General features: G+C 64.2%; 26 protein-coding genes. 10 read left to right on the forward strand and 16 right to left on the reverse strand.

Going from position 1 to position 25,369, the window contains the following annotated elements; genetic code table 11:
• Positions 1–58: 58 nt before the first annotated feature.
• From AACH32_RS09550 to AACH32_RS09590, 9 genes are all read right to left on the reverse strand, one after another.
• Entirely contained in the window at positions 59–1,072 is a 1,014-nt protein-coding gene (locus AACH32_RS09550; RefSeq protein ID WP_338606547.1) for an FAD:protein FMN transferase, read from the reverse strand.
• On the reverse strand, positions 1,065–3,170 hold the full coding sequence (locus tag AACH32_RS09555) for an RnfABCDGE type electron transport complex subunit B (RefSeq protein ID WP_338606548.1): 2,106 nt from the start codon (positions 3,168–3,170) through the stop codon (positions 1,065–1,067). Before AACH32_RS09555 ends, AACH32_RS09550 begins: the two co-directional genes overlap by 8 nt.
• Before the next feature lie 81 nt (positions 3,171–3,251).
• Complete coding sequence (rsxA, locus tag AACH32_RS09560) at positions 3,252–3,842, reverse strand: electron transport complex subunit RsxA (protein WP_338606549.1); 591 nt, start codon at positions 3,840–3,842, stop codon at positions 3,252–3,254.
• Entirely contained in the window at positions 3,839–4,456 is a 618-nt protein-coding gene (locus AACH32_RS09565) for an electron transport complex subunit E (protein ID WP_338606550.1), read from the reverse strand. Before AACH32_RS09565 ends, rsxA begins: the two co-directional genes overlap by 4 nt.
• An 11-nt stretch (positions 4,457–4,467) precedes the next feature.
• Complete coding sequence (gene rnfG, locus AACH32_RS09570) at positions 4,468–5,043, reverse strand: RnfABCDGE type electron transport complex subunit G (protein WP_338606551.1); 576 nt, start codon at positions 5,041–5,043, stop codon at positions 4,468–4,470.
• Positions 5,036–6,040 (reverse strand): RnfABCDGE type electron transport complex subunit D, encoded by a 1,005-nt coding sequence (locus tag AACH32_RS09575; protein WP_338606552.1) that lies wholly within the window; start codon positions 6,038–6,040, stop codon positions 5,036–5,038. The genes rnfG and AACH32_RS09575 overlap by 8 nt, the downstream gene beginning before the upstream one ends.
• On the reverse strand, positions 6,040–7,395 hold the full coding sequence (locus tag AACH32_RS09580) for an RnfABCDGE type electron transport complex subunit C (protein WP_338606553.1): 1,356 nt from the start codon (positions 7,393–7,395) through the stop codon (positions 6,040–6,042). Before AACH32_RS09580 ends, AACH32_RS09575 begins: the two co-directional genes overlap by 1 nt.
• 252 nt (positions 7,396–7,647) lie before the next feature.
• A complete protein-coding gene (locus tag AACH32_RS09585) occupies positions 7,648–8,757 on the reverse strand; it encodes an ATP-binding response regulator (RefSeq protein WP_338606554.1) in 1,110 nt (369 codons plus the stop codon).
• An 11-nt stretch (positions 8,758–8,768) separates the two neighbouring features.
• Complete coding sequence (locus tag AACH32_RS09590) at positions 8,769–9,161, reverse strand: response regulator transcription factor (RefSeq protein WP_338606555.1); 393 nt, start codon at positions 9,159–9,161, stop codon at positions 8,769–8,771.
• 340 nt (positions 9,162–9,501) lie between these two features.
• Between AACH32_RS09590 and iorA the strand changes: the two genes are divergently transcribed.
• From iorA to AACH32_RS09620, 6 genes are all read left to right on the forward strand, one after another.
• A complete protein-coding gene (iorA, locus tag AACH32_RS09595) occupies positions 9,502–11,406 on the forward strand; it encodes an indolepyruvate ferredoxin oxidoreductase subunit alpha (RefSeq protein ID WP_338606556.1) in 1,905 nt (634 codons plus the stop codon).
• A gap of 10 nt (positions 11,407–11,416) precedes the next feature.
• Complete coding sequence (locus AACH32_RS09600; RefSeq protein ID WP_338606557.1) at positions 11,417–12,004, forward strand: indolepyruvate oxidoreductase subunit beta; 588 nt, start codon at positions 11,417–11,419, stop codon at positions 12,002–12,004.
• Positions 12,005–12,165: 161 nt separating this feature from the next.
• Positions 12,166–13,131 carry a patatin-like phospholipase family protein gene (locus AACH32_RS09605; RefSeq protein ID WP_338606558.1) on the forward strand — a complete coding sequence of 322 codons (966 nt, stop codon included), beginning with the start codon at positions 12,166–12,168 and terminating at the stop codon, positions 13,129–13,131.
• 328 nt (positions 13,132–13,459) lie between these two features.
• The gene (locus AACH32_RS09610; protein ID WP_338606559.1) at positions 13,460–14,392 is read left to right on the forward strand and encodes a sulfite exporter TauE/SafE family protein; all 933 of its coding nucleotides are present in this window, start codon (positions 13,460–13,462) and stop codon (positions 14,390–14,392) included.
• 100 nt (positions 14,393–14,492) lie between these two features.
• Entirely contained in the window at positions 14,493–15,170 is a 678-nt protein-coding gene (locus AACH32_RS09615; RefSeq protein ID WP_338606656.1) for a TIGR02186 family protein, read from the forward strand.
• A gap of 30 nt (positions 15,171–15,200) precedes the next feature.
• Positions 15,201–16,025, forward strand: a complete 825-nt coding sequence (locus AACH32_RS09620) for an AAA family ATPase (RefSeq protein ID WP_338606560.1) — start codon at positions 15,201–15,203, stop codon at positions 16,023–16,025.
• 65 nt (positions 16,026–16,090) lie between these two features.
• Here the strand turns inward: AACH32_RS09620 and AACH32_RS09625 are convergent, their stop codons facing one another.
• The 5 genes from AACH32_RS09625 to AACH32_RS09645 form a co-directional block, all read right to left on the reverse strand.
• Positions 16,091–16,690 carry a DUF2284 domain-containing protein gene (locus tag AACH32_RS09625; protein WP_338606561.1) on the reverse strand — a complete coding sequence of 200 codons (600 nt, stop codon included), beginning with the start codon at positions 16,688–16,690 and terminating at the stop codon, positions 16,091–16,093.
• 19 nt (positions 16,691–16,709) lie between these two features.
• Positions 16,710–17,324: a hypothetical protein gene (locus tag AACH32_RS09630; RefSeq protein ID WP_338606562.1), complete on the reverse strand. Its 615-nt coding sequence runs from the start codon at positions 17,322–17,324 to the stop codon at positions 16,710–16,712.
• 148 nt (positions 17,325–17,472) lie between these two features.
• Positions 17,473–18,000 carry a KdsC family phosphatase gene (locus AACH32_RS09635; protein ID WP_338606563.1) on the reverse strand — a complete coding sequence of 176 codons (528 nt, stop codon included), beginning with the start codon at positions 17,998–18,000 and terminating at the stop codon, positions 17,473–17,475.
• Positions 17,997–18,833, reverse strand: a complete 837-nt coding sequence (gene kdsA / locus AACH32_RS09640; RefSeq protein WP_338606564.1) for a 3-deoxy-8-phosphooctulonate synthase — start codon at positions 18,831–18,833, stop codon at positions 17,997–17,999. The genes AACH32_RS09635 and kdsA overlap by 4 nt, the downstream gene beginning before the upstream one ends.
• A gap of 3 nt (positions 18,834–18,836) precedes the next feature.
• Positions 18,837–20,477, reverse strand: coding sequence for a CTP synthase (locus AACH32_RS09645; RefSeq protein ID WP_338606565.1), 1,641 nt, complete (start codon positions 20,475–20,477; stop codon positions 18,837–18,839).
• Between the two features lie 313 nt (positions 20,478–20,790).
• On the opposite strand from AACH32_RS09645, the gene AACH32_RS09650 reads away from it, so the two are divergent.
• Genes AACH32_RS09650 through AACH32_RS09660 form a run of 3 tightly spaced genes read left to right on the forward strand, consistent with a single transcriptional unit; the run spans position 20,791 to position 22,685 of the window.
• Positions 20,791–21,384 carry a CBS domain-containing protein gene (locus AACH32_RS09650; RefSeq protein WP_338606566.1) on the forward strand — a complete coding sequence of 198 codons (594 nt, stop codon included), beginning with the start codon at positions 20,791–20,793 and terminating at the stop codon, positions 21,382–21,384.
• A 2-nt stretch (positions 21,385–21,386) separates the two neighbouring features.
• Positions 21,387–22,226 carry an ATP-dependent sacrificial sulfur transferase LarE gene (larE, locus tag AACH32_RS09655; RefSeq protein ID WP_338606567.1) on the forward strand — a complete coding sequence of 280 codons (840 nt, stop codon included), beginning with the start codon at positions 21,387–21,389 and terminating at the stop codon, positions 22,224–22,226.
• A 45-nt stretch (positions 22,227–22,271) separates the two neighbouring features.
• On the forward strand, positions 22,272–22,685 hold the full coding sequence (locus AACH32_RS09660; protein ID WP_338606568.1) for a PAS domain-containing protein: 414 nt from the start codon (positions 22,272–22,274) through the stop codon (positions 22,683–22,685).
• On the opposite strand, the gene glgA is transcribed toward AACH32_RS09660, so the two are convergent.
• A complete protein-coding gene (gene glgA / locus AACH32_RS09665) occupies positions 22,682–24,154 on the reverse strand; it encodes a glycogen synthase GlgA (protein ID WP_338606569.1) in 1,473 nt (490 codons plus the stop codon). The genes AACH32_RS09660 and glgA overlap by 4 nt on opposite strands.
• A 125-nt stretch (positions 24,155–24,279) precedes the next feature.
• On the opposite strand from glgA, the gene AACH32_RS09670 reads away from it, so the two are divergent.
• A complete protein-coding gene (locus AACH32_RS09670; RefSeq protein ID WP_338606570.1) occupies positions 24,280–24,645 on the forward strand; it encodes a hypothetical protein in 366 nt (121 codons plus the stop codon).
• A 24-nt stretch (positions 24,646–24,669) separates the two neighbouring features.
• Here AACH32_RS09670 and AACH32_RS09675 read toward each other — a convergent pair whose 3' ends face one another.
• A complete protein-coding gene (locus tag AACH32_RS09675; RefSeq protein ID WP_338606571.1) occupies positions 24,670–25,368 on the reverse strand; it encodes a 5-formyltetrahydrofolate cyclo-ligase in 699 nt (232 codons plus the stop codon).
• Between the last annotated feature and the right edge of the window lies 1 nt (position 25,369).

Below are 25,369 nucleotides of genomic sequence, written 5' to 3' on the forward strand. Positions count from 1 at the left end.
ACGAAAAAGACCGGCGGCCCCTGGGCCGCCGGTCTTGCTTGTCTTGGGGGAGGGTCGCCTAGACGGCGAAGCCCTTGGTCTGGTAACGCTGGCCGAAGCGGGTGAGGATAAGCCCCTCCAGGCTGGGGCGGGCGGCCAGGAAACGGTGGGCCTGGGCCGGGGGCATGACAAAACAGGCCGTGGCCAGGGCGTCGGCCAGGGAGGCCTTGGGAGCGCGCACGCTCACGCTGTGACCCGAGCCGGGGATGCGCCCGGTGGCCGGGTTGACGATGTGGTGATACAGGCGCTCCTGGTCGAAGTAGACCTCGTAGTCGCCGCTGGTGGCCAGGGCCCCGCTGGTCAGGGACACGGTCATCTTGGCCTGGGTGGGATGGTCCGGGTCGGCCACGGCCACCCGCCAGGGCTTGCCGCCCCGGTCGCCTATGACGCCCACGTCGCCGCCGGCGTTGATGAGCACGTGGCCGGCGCCCGCCTTGGCGGCGGCGGCAAGGCCCTCATCCACGATGAAGCCCTTGGCCACGCCGTCCAGGGTGAGGGACGCGCCGTCCTTGGTGCGGCGCAGGCCCTGGCCGTCGTAGTTCACCCCGCCCACCTTGGCCACGGCCGTGGCCATCTGGGACCGGCTGGGGGGCTGGTGGGTCTGCAGGAAGCTGGCCCTCACCGTGTCGATGATGGGGGCCACGGTGGGGTTGAAGGCTCCGCCGGTGCTTTGCTGCACCGCCATGCACAACTCCAGCACCGCCTTGAGGCGGGGCTCCAGATCGTTCAGGCGGCCTTCGGCGTTGAAGGCGGCCACCGGACCGCCGGGGCGGTGCCGGTCGAAGACCGGGGTGAGTTTGGCCATGGCCGCGAAGGCCTGGTTCATGGCCTCCTGAGCCTTGGCGGGTGAGGGGTCCACCACGGTCACCGAGACCAGGGTGCCCATCATCATACGAGTTTCCTGCGCGGCGTTTTGGCCTCGGCCCAGGCCCGCCAGGCCGATGGCCGGCGAAACCAGGGGCAGGGCGGCCGCGCCCAGGGCCGTGCTGCCGGCGAACCGCAGGAAGGAGCGGCGATCCAGACTGTTAGGCATTGTCCTTCCTCTCCCATTTCCAAGCCTCGTAAGGCTGATCTTTGTGACGGTAACAGTAGAGTCCGCACTGCAGGCAGCGCTGGGTTTCGGCCTTGGCCATCTCTTCGGTGAGCCCCAGCTCCACTTCCACGAAGCTGTTAGCCCGCTCGCTCACGCTGAGTTCGGGCATCTTGGCCCGGGCGCGCCCAGCCGGAGCCGCCTCCGGGGTCTCGCTGACCACCGGCAACTCCTTGGGGCCGCGCACCCAGTTATCCTGGGGCTCCGGCTCTTCGCCGCTGAGGTACAGGTGCATGGCCCGCGCCGCCCGGCGGCCCGCGCCGATGGCTTCCACCGCCGTGGCCGCGCCGGTCACGGTGTCGCCGCCGCTGAACACGCCGGGGATGTTGGTGGTCCCGGCGTCCACGTTGGCGTCGATGGTGTTCCATTTGGTGACGGCCAGGTCCTTGGCCGCGGCGTCGGCCTCCAGGAAGGCCAGGTTGGGGAACTGGCCGATGGCCGCGATGACGTTGTCGCACTCCAAGATGGTCTCGCTGCCCTCGATGGGCACCGGACGGCGGCGGCCCGAGGCATCGGGCTCGCCCAACTCCATCTTGATGTACTCCAGACCGGTGAGCTTGCCGTTGTCGCCCACGAGCTTGGTGGGGGCGGCCAGGAAGTGGAAGTTGATCCCTTCGTGCTTGGCCTCCTCGATCTCGATGGCGTTGGCGGGCATTTCCTTTTCGGTGCGGCGATAAAGGACGGTGACTTCCTTGGCCCCCAGGCGCCAGCAGGTGCGGGCGCAGTCCATGGCCGTGTTGCCGCCGCCGATGATGACCACCCGCTCGCCCACCGGAGTATCCTTGAGGTTGCCTCGGTCGATGAGCATGTCGGTGCCGGGCAGGACCCCATTCAGGTCCTCGCCTTCCACCCGCATGCCCCGGCTGGACCAGCAGCCCACCCCCAGGAAGATGGCCTCGTAGCCCTCTTGCCGGAGGCTCTCCAGGGTGAAGTCTTTGCCCATGGCCATGCCGGTCTTGGCCTCCACGCCCAACTCCAGGATGCCCTGGATCTCCCAATCCAGGGTGGCCTTGGGCAGGCGGTACTCGGGGATGCCGTAGCGCAGCATGCCGCCCAGGTGAGGCTGGGCCTCGTAGATGGTGGGGGCGTAGCCCAGGCGGGCCAGGTAGTAGGCGCAGGTGAGGCCGGCAGGGCCGCCGCCCACAATGGCCACCTTGCGCTCGTTCTTGGGCATGCAGAAGGGCTGGATGCGTTTGCCCGAGTTCATCTCATAGTCGGCGGCGAAGCGCTTGAGGTGGTTGATGTTCACCGGCTCGTCGCTCTTGCCCCGGCGGCACTGATCCTCGCAGGGATGGGGGCACACCCGGCCGCAAACCAGGGGCAGGGGGTTGTGCTCCTTGATGATGCCGACCGCGTCTTCGTAGCGCCCCTCGCCGATGGCCCGGATATAGCTGGGAATGTCGATCTGGGCCGGGCAGGTGGCCTGGCAGGGGGCCAGACAGTTGTAGTTGGCGTTGAAGCCCAGAACCCGCCGGGTCACCGAGGTGAGGTGGATGATGCTCTTGGGGCAGGCCTTTTCGCAGTTGCCGCAGCCGGTGCACAGGGCCGGGTCCACCACGGGAAGGCCGTCGGGACCGATCTGGATGGCCCCGAAGGGGCAGGCCTTGACGCAGGAGCCCAGGCCCACGCAACCGATGTCGCACTGCTTGGGGCCGCCGGCCAAAAGCACCGCCGCGCGGCAGTCCTGCACGCCGTCGTATTTGTATTTCAAGGGGGCGATCTGGGTGGAGTAGGTGCAATCCACCTGCGAGACGTCGGGCTCGCGGTAAACCACTTCCACGCCCATCACGGCAGAGACCGCCACGGCGACCTCGGGGCCGCCGCCCACGCAGATGTTGGCCGGGGCCTTGCCGCCAGCGATGGCCAGAGCCGCCGAGGCGCAACCCGCGTAGCCGCAGCCGCCGCAGTTGGCGCCGGGCAGGGCTCCTTCCACCGCCTCCACCAGGGGGTCCACCTCCACGGCGAAGACCTTGGCGGCGACACCCAGTCCCAGGGCGGAAGCCAAGCCCAATCCACCGATTGCCAGGGCTTCGAATAACATTATTAGGTTCTCCTCGCGGGAGCCTTGCCCCGCGTTTGTTTATGTCGGATCATAGCGGCATCTTGCCTTGCTTCCCGCGCGCTAGTGGCCGCCCACCAGGCCCGCGAACCCGCTGAAGGCTAGGGCCAAAAATCCGGCCACCACCAGGCCGATGGAGGTGCCCTGGAAGGCCTTGGGCATCTTCACCAGCATGAAGCGCTCGCGGATGCCGGCGAACAGGACCAGGGCCAGGCTGTAACCCACCGCCGAGGCCAGGGAGAACACCAGGGTGTCCACGAAGTCGTATTCTTCGTTGATGTTGATGATGGCCACGCCAAGCACCGCGCAGTTGGTGGTGATCAGCGGCAGGAAGATGCCCAGGGCCCGGTACAGGGCCGGCAGGCTCTTGGCCATCACGATTTCCACCAGCTGCACCAGGGCGGCGATCACCAAGATGAAGGCGATGGTTTGCAGGTACTCGATGTTCAGGGGCACCAGGATGTAGTACTGCACCAGCCAGGTGATCATGCCCGCCATGACCATGACGAAGATGACCGCCATGGACATGCCGGTGGCCGTATCCATGCGCTTGCTGACCCCCAGGAAGGGGCAGTTGCCCAGGAACTTGGCCAGCAGGATGTTGTTGACCAGGATGGCGCTGACGATAAACAGCATGTAGTCGCCGAAGCTCATGACTGGGCCCTCCGCTTACGCTCGTCCAGCTTGGAGCTGACGAGGTTGATCATGGCCAGGAAGCAGCCCAAGGCCACGAAGGCGCCCGGCGCGCGCACCATGAAGGTGAAGGGCTCGAATCCATCCCAGAACAGGCCGTGGCCCCAGATGGTGCCGTTGCCCAGGATCTCGCGGAAGGCGCCCAGCACGGTGAGGCTGATGGTGAAGCCCAGGCCCACGCCCAAGCCGTCGGCGATGCTGGGCAGAGGGCCGTTCTTGCCGGCAAAGGCCTCGGCCCGGCCCAGGATGATGCAGTTGACCACGATCAGGGGGATGAAGATGCCCAGGGCCTGGTACAGGGGGAAGGTGTAGGCCTGCATCATCAGCTCCACGATGACCACAAAGCTGGCGATGATCACGATGTAGCCTGCGATCCGCACCTTGCTGGGGATTATCTTGCGCAGCAAGGACACCAGCAGGTTGGAGCACACCAGCACGAAGGTGGTGGCCAGACCCATGCCCATGCCGTTTTCGGCCGAGGTGGTTACCGCCAGGGTGGGGCAAAGGCCCAACACCAGGCGGAAGGGCGGGATGATCTCCCACAAGCCTTTGGTGAATTCTCTAGCTATACTCATGACCGCGCTCCCTACTGAACCATCTTGTCGCGGTACTTGTCCAAGGTCGTCTGGGCCTTGTTTACCGCGGCCAAAACGCCCTTGGTGGACAAAGTGGCTCCCGACAGGGCGTTGATGTCGCCTACGCCCAGTTCCTTGTCCATGGGTTTGCCCTTAAAAGAGTCGGTGAAGTTCGGCTCGATTATGCGCGCGCCCAGACCGGGGGTCTCGCTGTGGCTGACGATACTGAGGCCGGTCAGCTTCTTGCTGGCCAGATCCACGCCCAGCATCACCCCGATCTCTCCGTGATAACCCGAACCCGTGGATTCGAAGGCCACCGCGAAGGTCTTGCCGTCCTTTTTGGCCGGGAAGACGATAAGGTTGACCGGCTTGCCCTTTTTGTCCTTGCCCACCGGGATGCTGAGGCGATCCTTGATGGGGTCGTTTTGGTAGCCGCTGAGCACCGCCTTGACCGCGGGCTCCTTGACGAACTTGAGCCGGCTGTACTCGATAGGCTCCTTGGTCACGTCGTGTACCAAGGCGAGCAAGAAACCGCTGACCGCGCAGATGGCGGTGAGCACCACCAGCATTTTCAGAATATCACGCACCGCTCACCACCTTTCCGATGACCTTGGGGCGGATACGGTCCAGCAGGGGAGTGACTGCGTTCATGAGCAACACTCCGTAGAAGGCGCCGTCCACCAAACCACCCCAGGTGCGTACAATGATGGTCATCAGGCCGATTCCCACCCCGAACAAGAAGGTGCCCCAGGGGGTGACCGGCGAGGTCACCGGCTCGGGCCCCAGGAAGAAGGCGGCGATCATGAAGCCGCCCGCGCCCAGGTGGAACCAGACTATGTTCATGTTGGCCCCGAACTCCTCGTAGCCCAGCTCGAGGATGCTGGGGTCGGTGTAGGCAGCCAGCAGGGCCATGCCGATGGCGCCCAAAACGGCGCCCACGGGAATCTGCCAGGGAATGATGCGGCGGATGAGGAGATACACACCACCGACCAGCAGGGCCCAGGCGCTGGTGGAGCCGATGAAGCCGGCCACGTTGCCCAGCCACAGGGCGCCAAGCTCGACCATTTCAAAGGTGCTGACGTCGCCCTTGAGCTGCATCAGCAGGGTCTCGGCCTCGCTCCACTCGTCGCCGGTGCCCAGGGCCTGGGGCTCCAGGAAGGCGTTCATGGACTCGGGCCAGGAGATGTACAAGGCCACCCAGGCCACCAGGACCGGGTTCATGGGGTAGGCGCCCAGGCCGCCGAAGATGCTCATGCCCAACAGCACGGTGAGGGCGCCGCCGATGATCGGCAGCCACCAGGGCGCGCCGGGGGGCAGGATCATGCCCAGCATCAGGCCCATGCACAACACGTGCAGGTTGCTCAGGTTGGAGGGCTTCTTTTTGATCAGGCTGGCGACGAACTCGGACACCGCCGCCGAGGCCACGGTGAGCAGCACGGTGATCAAGGCGGGGAAGCCGAAGTAGTAAAGGCCCACCAACAAGGCCGGGGCCAGAGCGATGATGTACTCCAAGTACATGGAGCGCACGCTCATGCCTCCCAGCTTGTGGGGGGAGGTGGATACGGTAAGTAGATTCTCGTTCATTATTCCATCCTCCCGGCCAGAACTTCGGTCTTACCGTGACGCAGGAAGTGGACCATGGGCCGCTTGGCCGGACATACGTAGGCGCAGCAGCCGCACTCGATGCAGTTCATCAAGTTCATCTCGGCCGCCTCTTCGTACATGCGGAACTCGCAGAGCTTGCCCAACTCCGAGGGTATGAGGTTCACCGGGCAGGCCGCCACGCAGCGCCCGCAGTGGATGCAGGGGTGGTCGGCGTAAGAGACCACGTTGCCCGCGCTCTGCACCAACACGCCTTCGGTGGAGCGGGTGACCGGGGTGGCCGGGTCGAAGATGGCCAGTCCCATCATGGGTCCGCCCACTATTATCTTGCCCGGGCGCGAAGGACCGCCGCCGGCGGCCTCGATCACGTCCCTGATGGGAGTGCCCAGGCGCACCCGGAAAGTCTGAGGATTTTTCACCTCGCCGGCCACGGTGAAGACCCGGTCGATCACCGGGCGTCCGCTGATGAGCACCCGGCCCACGTCCAGGGCGCTGATCAGGGGCATCAGGACCACGCCGACGTCCTTGGGCTCGCCGTAGGGCGTGGGCACCTGGCGGCCGGTGAGGGCGCTGACCAGCAGGTTGTCGGTGGCAAAGGGATAGGCCGTCTGGCTCACCGAGGCGGTCTCCCATTCATGCTGTCCGGCCATGGCCGCCAGGGCCGAAGCGTCCCCGCCGGCCGGCAAGGCCAGGATCACCCTTTTGGCCCCGCTGATGCGGGCCAGGGCGGCCACGCCCACGGCCAGCTCCTCGCCGACTTGGGTCAGACAGGAGAGGTTGGGACAAACCGGCGGATCGGGGTCCACCGCGTTGACGATCAGGGTGTCAACGGGACGCACCACCGGGATGCCGGTCATATAAAGGTAGGACTGCGGCGCCATGGGCGGGCTCAGGTCCACGTGCAGGGGGCGGCCCTCCACTTGGGCCCGCACCAGGCCGGACTCGCGCAGACGCTTGAGAAGGCGGCTGGGCCGGGACGCCTTGGCCCCGGCGGGGTCGGCCAGGGCTTCGGCGGTATCCGCCACCCAGGTGTCTGCGCCGTCGTTTTTGATGACCACGGTGGGCACCTTTTGCCCGGCCGGGTCCACCGTTTGCACGATGGATTCCACCACGCCGCTGACCGTGGCCTGGACGGCGGCCGACTCGAATTCCTCCGAGGCTCCCACCACCTGGCCGATCGCTACCTGGTCTCCCGGTTTAACCTGGGCCTCCGCCACGGCTCCGCGGTGCTGTCTGAGAGGCAGATAGACGCGCTCCGGGGCAGGTAAGTCCACCGGGGGCGCCGCCGCCGGCGGGCGTGGAAGGCGAATGCCCTTGAACAGATTTGAAAGTTTCATCCCAACGAACTCCAGTTCAGGCGCTCAGATGCTAGGCTTGCAGCCTGCGTTTATGGCTAATTTTAGTGAATAAAGCCACAAGGTAGGCCTAAAAATTAACCGGCAGGGGGAGTCTATTCTCCTGTCCGAGCCGGGTATTTGTCCAGGGAGTACGACCATTTGCCTTGATTATCCCTGCGTAGGCCCGAGTAGCCACCGCTCGGGCCAAAATATTATTCATAGTTGAAGGTCATGTCAACCGATATCGGGCTGTTAGCTTTTTTGGCAGGGCAGGGTGACCGTGAAGGTGGCGCCCTGTCCCACTTGGGAAGCGACCTTTATGTCTCCGCCGTGGGCCCTGACCACCTTCAGGGAAATGGCCAGGCCGAGCCCCGTGCCTGGTTTTTCCTTTATGTCCTTGCGGCGCGACCGGTAAAATTCGTCGAAAATATAGGCGGCCTCCTGGGAAGAAACCCCCGGTCCCTGGTCGCTGATGCTCAGCTCCACCACCTCGCCGCGCTTGCGGCCTTTTATAATGATGTCGCCTCCGGCACGGTTGTATTTAACCGCATTGCTGACGAGGTTGTACAGCGCCTCCAAGAGGCTTTCCCGGTCCACCTTCAAGGTACAGTTGCCGTCCCTGGTATGGGTTTTGAGGTGTTGGCCCGCCGCGGTGACGTCGGCCTCGGCCCGGCGCACCAGATCTCCCATCAGCCCGCCCAACTCCGCCACGCTCTTGCGGCTGTCGATGCCGTCTTGATCCAGGCGGCTCATGGCCAGCCAGGTGTTCAGGGTGCGGGCCAACAAGTCCAGGCGATACACCGCCCGGTCGATGAATCCCTGGTAGGGTCCGGGCAGGGGCCCCAGGGCCTGGGTGGCGGGAACCTCCAGAAGTTGGCGCACCGCGGCCAGGGGGGAGCGCATCTGGTGGGAGACCAGGGTTATGAAGTTGGCCTGCATCAGCGCCTTTTCGGCCCTGAGCCGCTCCGCCTCCAAAATCAGCCAGCGGTGTTCCAGGCCTCGCTCCACCGTCAGCTTCATCTCGTCGGGGGCAAAGGGCTTGGCCAAAAAGTCGTAGGCCCCTTGTTTCATGGCCTCCACCGCGTTTTGCAGGGTGGCATGGCCGGTGACCATTATGCAAATGATGGAAGGATGGTGGGCGTGCACCCATTCCAGCACCTCGAGGCCGTCCATGCCCGGCATCTGGATGTCCAAAAGGATCAGGTCGGGCGGATCCTGGGCGATGGCCTCCAGACCCGCCTCGCCGCTTTCGGCCAGACTTACCCGATAGCCCCAGCGGTTGAAAAGCAACTCCACCGTTTCGCGGGCGACATGGTCATCGTCCACGCACAAGATGTGCGGCACCTGATGGTGGGTGCTCATGCCGGCCCAGCCTATGCTTCAAGCAGCTTATTAACTTTTTCGCGCAACAGCTCGGCAGTAAAGGGCTTATCCAGGAACTCGTCACCATGGGCAATGCGGGCCTCGGTCGGAATGTCAAAGCGCTCTCCGGTGATCTGCTTCACGGCGGAGCACATCAGCACGGGAATGTCGCGGTAGTCGATGTATTCGGGTGTGGCCCGCAGGGTGGTGATGACCGAAAAGCCCTCGTAGATGGAATCCATCATGATGTCCAGGACGATCAGGTCCGGGTCTTCGGCCTTGACCATTTCCAGACCGGCCTTGCCGTCGCTGGCAATGAGGACTGCATGGCCGGCGGCTTCCAGGATGGCGGAGGTTGCGGTGCGGAAATCGTCGTCATCGTCGATGATAAGAATTTTGGCCATTTTTTCCCCTGGCTGAAATTGAGGTTGATAAGAATGCAACGATGTGGACTCTGACCTTAAACTAGGGGCTATTATAAGTCAATCCTGCCCATAGGCATTAGCAAATTAAAGGTCTGATGCGACTCAGAACTTTCACAGACGGCTCTATTGTGGTAAATGGCATTTATCCTTGACATCTGGGGAGAGAGACGTCTAAATTCACAATAGTCATTTTGTAGCTAATTTGTAACTACCAAGCGCTGCGCCGATTTGCCTACGCCTCAAACAAGGTCACCTCTCTAAGGGCAGCCGGCTGGGGACGCGCTAAACCATCCACAATATTGGCCGGAGATGTGAAAGCATGGATGTACTGCTGAGTCCTTCTGGCGGGAAAGAGCACCTGCTCTTGGGCAACGAGGCAATCGTGCGCGGAGCCCTGGAAGCGGGTATGGCCTTTGCCACCTGTTACCCGGGCACGCCTTCCTCGGAGGTGCCCGACACCCTTTACCGCCTCAGGAAGCAGTTTCCCAACAAGGTGAAGTATTATTTTGAATACTCCACCAACGAGAAAGTGGCCCTGGAGTGCGCTGCCGGCGCGGCGGCCAGCGGAGTGCGCACCCTGTGCACCATGAAACACGTCGGCGTCAACGTGGCGGCCGATCCCCTTATGACCCTGGCCTACGTGGGGGTCAACGCGGGCATGGTCATCCTCACCGCCGACGACCCCTCGTTGTTTTCCAGCCAGAACGAGCAGGACAACCGCTTTTACGCCCGTCTGAGCGGTCTGCCCATGCTGGAGCCTTCGGGCCCGGTCGAGGCCAAGGAAATGACCGCCTACGGCTTCGAGCTTAGCGAAGAGCTGGGCAGCCCAGTGATGCTAAGGACCACCACCCGGGTGAACCACGCCCGCGAGGCGGTGCCTTTCGCCAAGCTGGGCAAGGTCAAAAAGACCTCCAAGTTCCAGAAAGACCCCATGCGCTTCGTAACCGTGCCCGCGGTGAGCCGCAACCTGCACCTGCGCCTGCTCAACATCTACAAGCAGGCCCAGGCCATAAGTGAGGCCAGCCCCTACAACCAGATTATGGGCCGGGGCAAGCTGGGAGTGATCAGCAGCGGGGTGGCGGCCAACTACGTGATGGATGCGGTGGAGGACCTGGGCGCCAAGAGCAAGATCAAGGTGCTCAAGCTGGGCTTCACCTATCCCTTGCCCGAGAAGAAGATTGTCCGCTTCCTCAAAAGCGTGGAAAAGGTTCTGATCGTCGAGGAGTTGGAGCCCATCCTGGAGCAGGCGGTACGGGCCTTGGCCCAGGAAAAGGGCATCGCCGTGGAGATCGTGGGCAAGGAGCCCGGCAAGATCCCGGCCAAGAGCGTGGACATCGAAGCGCCGGGCTTCTTCAGCCGGGCCTTCGAGTACAATCCCCGCCTGGTGCGCGAGGTGATGGCCAAGACCTTCGGCCTGGCTTTTGAAGAGCCCGCCGAACTGAGCCTGGCCGGCATGCCCGCCCCTCCGGGGCGGCCGCCCAACCTCTGCCCCGGCTGCCCTCACCGGGCCACCTATTTCGCGGTGAAGGAAGTGGCCGGCGATCAAGCCGTCTACGCCTCCGACATCGGCTGTTACACCCTGGGGGTGCTGCCGCCCATCAAGGCGGCCGACTTCCTCGTCTGCATGGGCAGTTCAGTTTCCAGCGCCGGAGGCATCTCCCGGGCCACCGGTCAGAAGGTGGTGGGCTTCATCGGAGACAGCACCTTCTTCCACAGCGGCATCACCGGCCTGGTCAACGCGGTGCACAACAACCACAATTTCACTTTGGTAGTCCTGGACAACGGCACCACGGCCATGACCGGCCACCAGCCCCATCCGGGCGTCAATACCGAGGCCATCGGCGACCCCACCACCCACATCGACCTGGAGCCCCTGATCAAGGGCCTGGGTGTGCAGCACGTGGTGACCATCAAGCCCTTCAAGGTGCGCGCCGCCAAGAAGGCCATCGAGGAGGCCATCGCCTACCAGGGCGTGAGCGTGGTCATCAGCCAGGAGCTGTGCCCCTTGTTCGCCCGCCGGGTGGCTCCGCCAACCAAACGCGTGTTCCAGGTGAGCACCGACAAGTGCAAGGGCCACATGGACTGCATCAAGAAGGTGGCTTGCCCTGCCATGTACGTGGAAAACGGCCAGGCCAAGATCAATCCCTTGCAGTGTATCGGCTGCGCCCTGTGCGCCCAGATTTGTCCCGAGAACGCCATCCTGCCGTTGAAGGCCGAAGGGTAAGGAGGAAATCATGAGCACCCAACGCATAGTATTCGTGGGCGTGGGCGGCCAGGGTAACCTCTTGGCCAGCAACCTTCTGGGGCAGGCGGCCTTGGCCGCGGGCCAGCACGTGGTGGTCAGCGAGATCCACGGCATGGCCCAGCGCGGCGGTGTGGTGGAGTCGGCGGTGATCCTGGGCGACGCCACCAGCCCCATCGTGTCCAACGGCGAGGCCGACGTCCTGGTCTCCTTCGAGCCGGTGGAGGCCCTGCGCCTGTTGAACAAGGTCAACAAGGACTCCCTGGTCATCACCAACACCCGGCCTTTGCCTCCGTTCACCGTGGCCATCGGCGCGGCGCCTTATCCCGCGCCCGAGGATTCGGTGGTCTATCTCAAGAAAAAGTTGGCCAAGGTCATCGCCTTTGACGGCCAGTCCCTGGCCGAGGAGGCCAAGAACCCGCTGAGCCTGAACATGGTCATGCTGGGCGCGCTGTTCGGCGCGGTCAAGCTGCCCATCGACGTCAAGACCATGAAAAAGGTCATCCGCTCCCAGACCAAGAAGCGCTTCGCCGCTTCTAACGTCAAGGCCTTTGACCTGGGGTTCAAGGCCGCGGCCTAGCAACCAGGCGAGCTAAAAAATGAGAGGGAGCCCCTTCGGGGGCTCCTTTTTTTATGGGCCAATGCAAGACCCCGCCCCCGGCCGCGCGGTAAAATCAAACAGGAGAAGGTTGCCAGGCAAACCAGTTAAGCGAGGCCGGCCAAGTTGGGAGGAGCAGGGCGATGAACAAGCAGGGCGAAGGCAGGGCTGGAGCCCCCAAGGTGGGCTTGGCCCTGGGAAGCGGCTCGTCCCGGGGATGGGCCCACATCGGGGTGATCCGGGCCCTGGCCGAGGCGGGCGTGGAAATAAGCTGCATCGCGGGCACCAGCATAGGCGCCCTGGTGGGGGCCGGGTTCGCCCTGGATAAAATGGACGTCCTGGAGGAGTTCGCCCGCCAACTGGACTGGAAGCAGATCGTGTCGTTCTTGGACGTGGTCTTTCCCCGCTCCGGCCTTTTCGACGGCGGCAAGATCACGGAGTTTTTCCGCGGCCACGTGCACGAAGTCAACATACAGGATCTGCCCCTGCCGTACTGTGCCGTGGCCACCGACCTGGCTACCGGCGACGAGGTGGTTTTCAGCCAGGGGGACCTGGTCGAGGCCATACGGGCCAGCGTATCGATCCCGGGCGTGTTCACCCCGGCCAGGCGCGACGGGGCCTTTCTGGTGGATGGCGGCCTGGTCAACCCCGTGCCGGTGAGCGTCGCGCGCCGGATGGGGGCGGATTACGTCATCGCCGTGGACCTGAACCATGGCCGGATCGATAAATCCGGGAACGGCGCAATGACGGACAATGACTCCTCGGCCAAGCACGGAGAGGAAGATCTCAAGCGGAAAATTACCCAGGAGTTGGCCGACCGGTTCAGCCAATTGAGCTCGCCATCCCTGTCTCAGATAGGCAAGTGGATAAGCAAGGAGCCCACCCCCAATATCATCGAGGTCCTGACCACCTCCATCAACATCATGGCGGCTCAGATCACCGAAATTAACCTGAAGCGCGATCCGCCGGATTTATTGATCAGGCCTCGGCTGGGCCACCTGCGTCTCATGGAGTTCCACCGCGCCGAGGAGGCCATAGAGGAGGGCTACCGGGAGACCGTGCGCCGGCTTGCGCAGGCCCACCCCCCCGCCACGGGCCGCGCCAGGTAACTCCGGCCCCACCACCATGCCGGTGAGCTAGGATTCCCGCACCTGAGCCTTGTCTCCATTACGGCCGGAGCGGCAAGTTGCGGCCCTCGCAACGTGGCGGCCGGGGTTAATGGCCGGTCGGGGTAGTTTGGGATTGATCGAAGAGTATATTAATAGGTGTAGGGGTAACTGAGCGGTTGCCTGGCCGGAAGCCGGGTCGGCCGCTCCGCCGGTCACCCGGCGATAAGGTCCCGCAAGCTCCCTCCTGGCCGCCACCTGGCTTGATCATCATCTTGGGCCGATCGAGTCTCACGCTTCCTTATCGCCTCGCAGAGGGAGCGCCTGCACTATGCCTTGGAGTTTTTATCTGCCCATCGCCGGGCACAGCCTGAACATCATGATGCTGCTGGGACTGGGAGGGGCGGTGGGTTTTCTCTCCGGTCTCACCGGGGTGGGGGGAGGTTTCCTCATGACCCCCCTGCTGATCATGGCCGGCATACCTCCCACCATCGCCGCCGCTTCGGATTCCAACCAAATAGTGGCGGCCACCACCTCGGGCACCTACGCCCACTACCGCATGGGCCATGTGGACTTCAAAATGGGCCTGATCCTCTTGGCAGGCGGATTTTTTGGCGGCACGGCGGGGGTGCAGATCATCAAGGCGTTGCGAACCCTGGGCGACGCCGATTTTTTCATCAAGGTGACCTACGTGGTCATGCTAAGCCTGGTAGGCACCTACATGCTGGTGGATGGTATCCTTTGCCGCCGGCGGGCGCGATTGAACCAGGAGTTGCAGGCAGAGCCCCTGCGGCCTTCACGCTTCCGGCGGATGGTGGCCGCGTTGCCCTGGCAAATCTATTTCCCCAAATCCGACGTGACCCTTTCCCCGGTTCTGCCTTTTCTGGTGGGCGGCTTCGTGGGTGTCCTGGCGGCGGTCATGGGCCTGGGCGGCGGCTTCATCATGGTGCCCATGATGTGCTACGTGCTGGGCATGCCCATGCACGTGGTGGTGGGCACCAACCTGTTCCAGGAGGTTTTCGTCTGCGCCAACGTGACGATCATGCAATCAGCCTCCAACCACACGGTCGACCTGGTGTTGGCCATCATCCTTTTGCTCGGCTCCAGTATCGGCGCCCAACTTGGAGCCCGCTTCAGTCACAAGCTGAAGCCCGATCACCTCAAGACCCTGCTGGCCTGCATCGTGCTGGCGGTTATGGTCAAAATTTTTCTGGGCCTGGTGGTGGCTCCCCATTACATGCTCGACTTCAAGGCGGGGGATTGAAATGCCTAGCTCAGGAGCCTATCGAAACGTGGTTTTGGGGGCGCTGGTATTTCTATTGGCGCTTGCGGCCTCCCCGGCGGAGGCGGAGGGCACCTTGGAAGTGACGCCGCCCGTGGTACGGATCAACTCCTTTTTCGCCGGACAGCAAATGAGCATCACCGCCGACCTGCCGCCGGGCAGCCAGGCCGTGCTGGAGGTGCGGGGCAAGAGGATCGAACAGGAGTTAATGCGTAAGGCTCGCCACTGGGACCTGTGGATGAACAGCGGCGAAGTGGACATTTACAACGCGCCCACCCTTTACATAGTGCTGAGTAGCGATCCCCGTCTGCTTTCCCGCGATGCCACCCATTGGCCCTGGGGTTATATGGCCCAGGAAAACCGGGCGACTTTTCGCGGTCGTCTGAAGCAGGTGGAAGACCCCGACATATTCCGGGAATTCGTGGAACTCAAGGAACGGGACGAACTTTATCGACTCTATCCGGGGGGCCTGGAAATCGTCCGCACCGGCCCGGGGCGCTGGCAGGGCCGGGCCAGCTTCCGGCTACCGTCCAAGGTCAAGCCGGGCCGTTACAAGGTGAAGCTATCAGTGGTGCGGGGGGGCGAGGTAAGCGAGGTTCGCACGGCCTATTTTAAGGTGCAACTGGAGGGCATGCCGTACGTCCTTTCTTCCCTTGGTCAAAACCATGGGGTTTGGTATGGCTTGCTGGCCGTGGGCCTGGCCGTGGCGGTGGGTATGCTCACCGGGCTGGTTTTCGGCCGCATGGGCGGGGGGCACTAAAAGGGTTTGCTCTCTAGGGAGGACTGAGCCATGGCCATCATAACCATTTCTCGCGGCTCCAACAGCAAGGGCAAGGAGGTGGCCGAAAAGGTCGCCCAGGCCCTGGGGTACCAGTGCTTTTCCCGGGAACTCCTGTTGGAGGCGTCGGAGCAGTTCAACATTCCCGAGATAAAGCTGGTGCGCGCCCTGCACGACGCTCCTTCCATCCTGGAGCGCTTGACCTATGGCAAAGAGCGCTACCTGGCCTATATCACCGCCGCCTTTTTGGAGCATGTGCACCAGGACAACGTGGTTTACCACGGCCTGGCGGGACAGTTTCTGTTGCGCGGCGTCTCCCATGTGCTCAAAGTTCGCATCGTGGCTGATATGCAGGCCCGGGCCGCCCTGGAGATGGAGCGGGAGCACATAGGCCGCGAGGAGGCACTGGCGAGGCTGAGCAAGGACGACCATGAGAGACGGCAATGGAGCCTCAAGCTGCACCAGGTGGACATCTGGGACCCGCTTTTGTATGACCTGGTCTTGCACATCCATAAGCTGACCGTGGACGACGTGGCGGACATAATTCGCCACACCGCGCAACTGGAGCAGTTCCAGGCCACCCCGCAATCCCACCAGTTTTTGCACAACCTGCTCCTTGCCGCCCAGGTCAAGGCCGCGTTGGTGCATGACTACCCCATGGTCAAGGTCAGCGCCTGCGACGGGGTGGTCAGCGTGGAGGCCAAATTCAATCAGAGCCAGGAGCCGCTGCTGGGCGAGGAAATCAAACAAAAGGCCATGCAGGTGCCTGGGGTCAAGGCGGTGAACATGCACGCCCAACAGACCACCGCCTACGTCTGCGGCGCCCAACAGGAGTAGGGCCGCAACGGCCGAGGGCGGATTTTCCTACGAGATAATGTGGAAAGTCTGGGAGCAGGCGCGTGTCAGCCCACCACCACCATGCCGGTTAGCGATGAGTCGTGTACTTGGGCGGCGTCGGCCTCGCGGCCCAGGGGCTGCATCTTCCAACCAGCCAGGGCGGCCAACTGAAACACGTCGATGCCCACCGCCTCCAGGGGAGGCCGGGCCAGGCCAGGGTGCGGGCAGGCTCGGCCCTCGAGGACCGCGCACGCCTTTTGAGCGTGGCACAGCACGTTGCGGCAGGAGCCGGCGGCCAGGCCGAAGGAGAGGTAGTGCCCAGCGTAAAAGGCGGCCGACTCCAGTTTGGCGGCCAGCTCGAAGACGGAGCGGAAGGCCCGGCGCCGGGCATCTATCTGATCGGAGCCCAGCATCACCTCGGGGGGCACGTGCAGGTTGAACACAAGGGCCTGATGAAAATCGGTCAGCACCCGCCGGAACTCCTCGGGGCTGGGGGCGTGGGGCGGGCAGTGGGCGCAGGAGGCGTATTGGGGGCAGCGGGGCACCCGGCACTTGAAAGCCACCGCGTCGCTCATGGTGATGTCGCGCACCTGAACAACGGCGGCGCGATCCGCACCCAACTCCAGGGCCTTGGCCCGCAGGCTGTCCAGATTGGCTTGTGGCAAGGTGCTAACGTCTCGGCGTTCAGTTTTGCGGTTTGATGACGCTCTGGCCGCCTTGCGGCTGGATGACGATCATTTTGAAGCCTCCCGATTTTTCCGGTGGCGGCGGGGGCTCTTCTTTCTTTTTCTTGCCTTTGGCCTTTTGCTGATCCTGGCCACCGCCCTGCGCGGGAGCGCCTTCTTGAGCCTGGGCTTGCGATCCGTCTCCGGCGGCGCCGTCCGCAGCCTTGGGGTCCTTGGCCTCTTGGGAATCCGCTGGGGCCTCTCCGCCGGCGGCATCGTTGCTGGAAGCGTCATTGTAGTCCGGGTTGTTGAGGCGATCCTGGGTAGCCTCGAACACCCTCAGTTTGTACTCGTCCCTGGGGCTCAGGGGCTTGGGGTCGTAGCGGGGAATGGCCGGATCTGCGGGCTCGCTTTTGCCGGACACCACGACCTCGTTCCGGGAGGCGTCATAGCTGCCGTTTCGACGGTTGTCGCAATTGCGGCAGCGGCTGTCGGCAAGCAGGAGAGGGGCGTCCGCGGCATGATGCGCCACGCCGGCCCAGGCGGCGGGGGCGGCGAACGCCAGCCCGGCGGCGCAGGCCAGGGCTGCCAATATCAGGGGCCGGATGCCGTGTCGGGATTTGCCGTTATGCATGGGCTCACACCTGTCCGGTTACGGGTGATGAAATGCGTGTTCCCATTATGCAGCTTTTTTTCATGAGGGTCGAGGCATCGTCAACCCGGGGTGGCCCCTGTTCGTTGTCCGTCCCTGACGCGGCAAAAGCGTTTGGCCGGAGAGCGCTCTAAAAGTATCTCCCCGTAACCTCATCCCACTTGCCGCTGGCCTTTAAGAGCAGCTCGCAGGCCTGGCGCACCGCACCCCGGCCGCCGGGCAGGGTGGCCACCCAATGGGCGGCCTGGCGCACCTCGGGCCAGGCGTCGGCCGGGGCCAGGGCCAGGCCGGCCGCGCGCATGGGCGGCAAGTCGATGAGGTCGTCGCCCATGAAGGCGGCCTGCTCGGGCTGCATGCCATGTTCGCTCAGCACGCGCTCGAAGCGGGGCAGCTTGATCTTGCAGTCCTCCACCAACTCGTCGATGCCCAATTCCTGGGCCCGCACCTGGTTGACCTTGGAGGCGCGGCCGCTGAGCCAGACGATTTTAAAGCCGGCCCGCTGCAACAGCTTGAGGCCGTGGCCGTCCTTGATATCGAAAAACTTCAGCTCGCGTCCGTCCTGGTCGTAGACCACCCGGCCGTCGGTGAGCACCCCGTCGATGTCCAGCACCAAGAGCTTTATGCGGGCCGCCCGCTCCTGCGCGGTGATCTCGCTCATGCCGTTTCCTCCCGCACAAGGGCGTGGATGGCCTTCAGTTGTTTCAAAAGGGCCGCCGCCCGGTCCAGGGGAAGGCTGTTGGGCCCGTCGCACAGGGCGTGCTCCGGGTCGGGGTGGGTCTCGATGAACACCGCGTCGGCTCCGGCGGCCACCGCCGCCCGGGCCAGGGCCGGGGCGTGGGCCCGGTCGCCGCCGCTGGAGGCGCCCAAGCCGCCGGGAAGCTGCACGGAGTGGGTGGCGTCGAACACCACCGGCACGCCGAAGCCGCGCATCACCCCGATGGAGCGCATGTCCACCACCAAGTTGTTGTAGCCGAAGCTGCTGCCCCGCTCGGTGAGCCACACCTGGGGGTTGCCGGTGCTCTGCACCTTGGCGATGATGGGCCCCACGTCGTGGGGGGCCATGAACTGACCCTTTTTCACGTTGACCGGCTTCATGGTCTCCCCGGCGGCCACCAACAGATCGGTCTGGCGGCACAGGAAGGCCGGTATTTGCAGCACGTCCAGCACTCGGGCCGCCGGGGCGGCCTGCTCCGGGCTGTGGATGTCGCTGATGACCGGCAGGCCGGTCTGCTCCTTGATGCGCTCCAGCCACTCCAGCCCTTGCTCCAGGCCGGGACCGCGGAAGCTGGTCACGCTGGTGCGGTTGGCCTTGTCGAAGCTGGACTTGAAGATGAGCGGGATGTCCAGGGAAGCGGCCGCCTCGGCCAGGCGCTCGGCCACCTGGGAGGCCAACTCCAGGCTCTCCAACACGCAGGGCCCGGCGATGACGAAAAACTCCTCGCGGCCGAAGGAGCGCCCGCCCAGGGTGAGGCTGGGGACCGGCTCGCCCATGACCTAGGCCGCCTTGGCGTTCTTGTGGCGCAGGGCCGCCCGGATGAAATCGCGGAACAGGGGGTGGGGGTTCATGGGGCGCGACTGGAACTCCGGGTGGAACTGGCAGCCCAGGAACCAGGGGTGATCGGTCATCTCCACGATCTCGCCCAACTCGCCGTCCGGGCTGGTGCCGCTGACGATGAGGCCCTTGTCGGCCAGGGCCTGCTTGAACTCGTTGTTGAACTCGTAGCGGTGGCGGTGGCGCTCGCTGATCTCCTCGGTCTTGTAGGCCTTGTAGGCCAGGGTGCCTTCGACGAGCTTGCAGGGGTAGGCCCCCAGGCGCATGGTGCCGCCCTTGTCGGTAAGCTCGTCGCGGCGCTCCACCTTTTGGGAGCGGAAGTCGAACCACTCGCGCATCAGGTAGATAACCGGATAAGGGGTGTTGGGGTCGATCTCCGAGGAGTGGGCCTCTTTCCAGCCCAGCACGTTGCGGGCGTACTCGATCACCGCCATGTGCATGCCGAAGCAGATGCCGAAGTAGGGGATGTCCTGCTCGCGGGCCATCTGCACCGCCTTGATCTTGCCTTCCACCCCGCGCGAGCCAAATCCGCCGGGCACCAGGATGCCGTCCACCTCGCCGATGATCCCCGCGCCCTCGCGCTCCACCTGCTCGCTATCCACGTAGTTGATGTTCACGTGGGTGTTGTTGGCCACTCCGCCGTGACACAGGGCCTCGTTGAGACTCTTGTAGGATTCCTTGAGGTCCACGTACTTGCCCACCATGGCGATGGTCACTTCGTGGGCGGGATTCTTGAGCTTGTAGACCAGGTCCTCCCAGTTGTCCAGCTTGGGGGTGCGGGTCCAGATGTTGAGCTTGCGGCAGATCTGCTCGTCCAGGCCCTGCTCATGGAACTTGAGCGGGCACTCGTAGATGGTGTCAACGTCCACCGCGGTGATGACCGCCTCGGGCTCCACGTTGCAGAACAGGGCGATCTTTTCCTTAAGGCTGCGGTCCAGGGGCATCTCGGTGCGGCAGAGCAGGATGTCCGGCTGGATGCCCACGCGGCGCAGTTCGGACACCGAGTGCTGGGTGGGCTTGGTCTTTAGCTCGCCGGCGGTCTTGATGTAAGGCACCAGGGTCAGGTGAACGTACAGGCAGTTTTCCTTGCCCACGTCGTTGCGGAACTGGCGGATGGCCTCCAGGAAGGGCAGGGACTCGATGTCGCCCACCGTGCCGCCGATCTCCACGATGGCTAGGTCCGAGCCGTCCACCACGTTGGTGATGGCGTGTTTGATCTCGTCGGTGACGTGGGGGATGATCTGCACCGTGCCGCCCAGATAGTCGCCCCGGCGCTCTTTGTTGATCACGCTGTTGTAGATGGAGCCGGTGGTGAAGTTGCACTTCTTGGTGATCTTGGCGTGGGTGAAGCGCTCGTAGTGGCCCATGTCCAGGTCGGTTTCAGCCCCGTCGTCGGTGACGTACACCTCGCCGTGCTGAAAGGGGTTCATGGTGCCGGGGTCCACGTTGACGTAGGGATCCAGCTTTTGCAGCACCACCGTGAGCCCGCGGGCCTCCAAAAGGGCTCCGATAGAGGCGGAAGCCAGGCCCTTGCCCAAGGATGAAAGCACGCCACCGGTGGTAAAGATAAATTTTGGGGTCATTGTCACGATCTCCTGCGCGGCTGGTGGTGGCCGTGTTGGTGCACGGTTGGTCCCGACACCTGGCGCGGACCGCCATGGTTTGTTGTCTCTAACTTAAGATTATACCTAAGTTAATGTCAAGATGTCTTGTTGTGACATTTCTATAAAAAATCGGCATGACGTATTATAGTGTGCACTGGGATGCTCAACAAGGCTTAAAGTGCGATATTTTGTCGCAACATGACCCGTGGGTCATATTTTTGGGCTATCTTTTTGCCCCGCAAAGCTGCTATTTCCAACATATAGAGCGCAATTTCTCAGCGGGAGGAGCTGGATGATCGTCGCCAATCGCATGAGTCCCGACCCCTGGACCATATCGCCGGAAGCCTCGGTGGCCGAAGCCTTGAAATTGATGCAGGACCATGGGGTGCGTCATCTGCCGGTGGTGGAGGATGGCCTTTTGGTGGGGCTGGTCACGGACATAGATTTGCGCACCGCCTATTTCGCCAGCCTGCTCGAGGAAATCAAGGTGCGCGACGTCATGGCCCACGACCCCATCGTGGTGCAGGCCGGGGACACGGTTTTCCAGGCCGCCCGGGTTATCCACCAAAACAAGCTGACCGGCATGCCGGTGGTGGAAAACGGCCGTCTGGTGGGCATCATCACCCTGGCCGACATCCTGGGGGTGTTGGTGGCCCTGTTGGGCCTGTTGGAAGACAGCACCCGCCTGGACGTGGCCCTCAAGCCGGGCAGCGAGTCCCTGGAAGAGGTTTACGCCATCATCCGGCGACAGGGCGGCGAGGTGATAAGCGTGGCCCAGCTTTCCTCCGACGTGGGGCGGCGCATCTACACCTTCCGCCTTAAGAAGACCGAGCTGGAGCCCCTGGTGGCCGTCTTGCAGGAGGCCGGGCACGGGGTAATGCTTTAGGCATGCCGTCTACGGACGCCAGATTGGACCTGCCCCCGGAGTTGGCCGCCAAGTGGCGGTGCCTGGTGGGGCGGCTGGAGGAGTTGGATTCGTTGTTGGTGGCCTTTTCCGGCGGGGTGGACTCCAGCCTATTGCTGGCCGTGGCCCGGCGGGTCCTTGGCGATCGGGTGCAGGCGGGAATGTGCCTGGGCCCCTTTACCCCCTCCTGGGAGGCGGAGCGGGCCCGCGCCCTGGCCCGGAGCCTGGGAGTGAAGCTGCACGAGATGGACGCCTGCGAGCTGGACGACTCGGACATCGTGCGCAACGATCCCCAGCGCTGTTATTTTTGCAAGCGCCTGCGCCTGGGCCGCCTAATGGAGCTGGCCCAAGAGCTGGGTATTGCCGCCGTGGCCGAGGGCAGCCAGGCCGACGACGCCCAGGATTTCAGGCCCGGCGAACGGGCGGTCAAGGAACTGGGGCTCATCAGCCCCCTGGCCGAGGCGGGCCTGGGCAAGGCCGAGGTGCGTACCCTGAGCCGGGCCCTGGGCCTGCCCACCGCCGATCTGCCCGCCGCCGCCTGTCTGGCTTCCCGGGTGCCCTGGGGCACCGCCCTTACCCCCGAGGCCCTGGAGCGCATCGGCCGGGCCGAGGCGGGCCTCAGGAAGCTGTTGCCGGGCAACCTCCGGGTGCGCGATCATCTGCCCGTGGCCCGCCTGGAGCTTTCGCCTGCGGACCTGGCCCGCGCCCTGGGCGAACCGTTGCGCGGCCAAATCGTGGAGGCGGTGAAGGCGGCGGGATACGATTACGTGGCCCTGGACCTGGAAGGCTACCGCATGGGGGGAGGGCAGAAGACGCCCCAATAGAGGGCGTGACGGTGAGCAAAGGCGGTTATCAAGCGGGAGGGGAGCATGACCGACGAGCTGGCCGAAGTAAAAGAGCGCCTGGCCCGGAGCCGGGACAAGTTCCACACCCTAACCATGGCCCTGGCCCGCGCCCTGGGCGAGGGCATCGTGCTCTGCTCCCTGGACGGCAAGGTGGTGCAGGCCAACCAGGCCTTTCAGGACATGCTGGGCTACAACCTCAAAGAGCTGCACAAGAAGACCTGCCACGACTTGACCCCGGCCAAGTGGCGCCCGATGGAAGACGAGTTGCGCCTGGAGCAGATCATGCCGCGGGGCTGGTCCGAGGTCTATGAGAAGGAATACCTTAAAAGCGACGGCACGGTCTTTCCGGTGCGCACCCAGGCCTGGCTGGTGCGCGAGGAAAGCGGCCGCCCCTTGTATGTGCTGAGCATAGTGCGCGACATCAGCGGCGAGGGCTAACGCCGCGCGGCCGTGGCCTGGTAGAGCTCCAGGTAGCGCCGCGCGCTGGCCGTCCAGGAGAAGTCCTGGGCCATGCCGCGCCGCATTAGGCCTTGCCAGACCTCGGTCTGGGCGAAGACCCGGCAGGCCGTGCGCGCCTGCTCCAAAAAGGCCTCTCGGTTGAACTCGTGGAAAACAAAGCCCGTGCCTTTGCCCTGAGCCTGTTCATAGGCAAGCACCGTGTCCTTGAGCCCGCCGGTGGCGTGCACCAGGGGCGGGGTGCCGTAGCGCAGGGCGTACATCTGGTTAAGGCCGCAGGGCTCGAAGCGGCTGGGCATGAGCATCACGTCGCTGCCCCCTTGCAGCAGGTGGGCCAGCTGCTCGCTGAAGGCCAGCTTTAGTCCTACCCGGCCGGGATGGCGGGCGGCCAGGTGTGTGAGAGCGCCTTCCAGGTCCGCGTCGCCGGTGCCCAACAGGGCCAACCCCGCCCCCATGCCCACCAGGGCTTCGGCCGCCTCGGCAATGAGGCTCACCCCCTTCTGGTAGGTCAGGCGCCCGATGAAGCCCAGCACCGGGCCGGCCAAGTCGGCGTCCAGGCCAAAGGCGGTGAGCAGGGCCCGGCGGCAGGCCGCCTTGCCGCTCAGGTCGGCGCTGGAATAGGTGGCCGGCAGCAGGGAATCGTTTTCCGGCGACCACTGGGCGTAATCCACCCCGTTCAATATGCCGTGCAGGTCCGGGGAGCGGCGGCGCAACACGCCGTCCATGCCCATGCCCAGGTCAGGCTGTTGAATTTCCTGCGCGTAGGTGGGGCTCACCGTGGTGATGGCTCCGGCGGTGATCAGCCCGGCCTTGAGCAAGGATATGTTGCCCCAATACTCGGCCCCTTCCACGTCGTTCATATAGGGGGGCAGGGCGGTGAGGTGGAAGTCGTGACGGGCATAGACGCCCTGGAACGCCAGGTTGTGAATAGTGATAATGCCCGCCGCGCCGTCCAGGGGGCCCAGGTCAAAGGGACGGGTGGCCAGGTAGGCGGGCAACAGGGCGGCCTGCCAATCGTGGGCATGCACCACCTGGGTGGGCCAGCCCAGGGCCCGAGCCAGTTCCACCGCTCCCCGGCACAGGAAAACGAAGCGCTCCAGGTTGTCGCCGAAATCGCCGTACCCGTCGCTGTAGAGTCCCTGGCGGTTGAAGTATTGCTCGTTGTGCAAAAGATACACCGGGCAGCCGCCCACTTGGCCCTGCCACACCCGGCAGGGCTTGGGCCACCCGGCCACGGGCACCATGAACTCCAGACCGCTGTCCCTGAGACCATGGGCCTGGCGGTCGATATGGCCGTACAGGGGCATCACCAGGCGCACGTCCAGGCCCAGGGCGGCCAGGGCCGGGGGCAGCCCGGCGGCCACGTCGCCCAGGCCCCCGCTTTTGGCCAGGGGGGTCACCTCGGGAGTGAGAAACAGAACCTTGTTTATCGCGATGTCGCTGTGGGGCACTTGCGTCTTTCCCTCTGGGTCAAAGTGAGCCCCTCGGCCGGGGGGCTTGATTTTTCCGTGCCGGTTTGCTAATGATAATCATGCGTTGGTCACCTACAGAGCCCCAGGCGGCGTTGCGAAGCTTGATGAGGCGCTTGCCCTTGGGCCCCGAGCGCCGCGCCCAGATACGCGACGATGCCGACTTTGCGATGGAATTGCTGGTGCGCGAGGCTGTCTCCGGCAAGCCGCTTTCTACCCCGTGCCCCGCCCAAGTGGTCAATATCTCCCGCCGGGGCTGTTGCCTGGCCTTGAGGCGTCTCGACTGCGGCGGCTTTCATCTGCATCGCTGTCTCCAATCGCCCCAGGACTATCTCCTGGAATTCAACCTCCCCCTGCCCGGCGGCGGTGCCCGCCTGGTCACGGCCGAGTTGCGCTGGCTCAACCGCGAGCCGGACGACCAAGACATGCCTTTCCGAGCCGGTCTGGCCCTGGTAAAGCACCCAAGGCCTTAAAACAGGGACGCGGGGCAAACCTACTCAGCTACCCAAGGCCGCCTGGGTAACCGGCAAAGAGGCCAGGGGTTCCGGCAGATCGCGCAGGGAGCCCTTGGGCCGCCGCACCGCGGGGATGCGCAACACCCTCTGAGGGGTAACCACCAGATCGGCCATCAGGTCCCAGGGATCCTGGGGAAGCTCCTCCACAATCTGTTCGTCGTGCACCAGCACCGCCACAGGGGTGGCGTCGGTGATTACCCCCAAATGCTTGAGCAAGGCCCAGGTGAAATCCCATAGACCCCGGCCGTCGCCCAGGATGCGGCCGCGCCGGTCCACGGCCAGGGCCGTGCCCACCACCAACTCGGCTTTGCCGGGCCGGGAGGCGGGAAGGCGCACCGGATGGCCGGACTCGGCCAGGGACCAACCCCGCAGAGACCGGCTGCGCAGGGGCAGGGGCACGTCCTGCGGAGCTATGCGTATCAACCCCTGCTTCATGCCCGGCGTGGCGGCCAAAAGGCTTTTGTTGTCGTTTAGCGCGTTGATGCGCACCTGCAAAAGGCTGGGTTCCGGAGTGACCGCCAGGACACGGGTAAGGTGATACTCCTTGAGGCGGCGCAGGCGTTCGGCGGCCTGGCCCGCGCCCTCGAAAAACGGCACCCGCCCGGGGTGCAAGTCCTGGGGCCAAAGGTATTGCCAACGGGTGCTCAGCTTTTGGCGCAGCGCGTTTTTTTCTTCCGACATG

It is taken from the genome of Desulfoferula mesophila, from assembly GCF_037076455.1.
In the GTDB taxonomy this organism is placed as follows: domain Bacteria; phylum Desulfobacterota; class Desulfarculia; order Desulfarculales; family Desulfarculaceae; genus Desulfoferula; species Desulfoferula mesophila.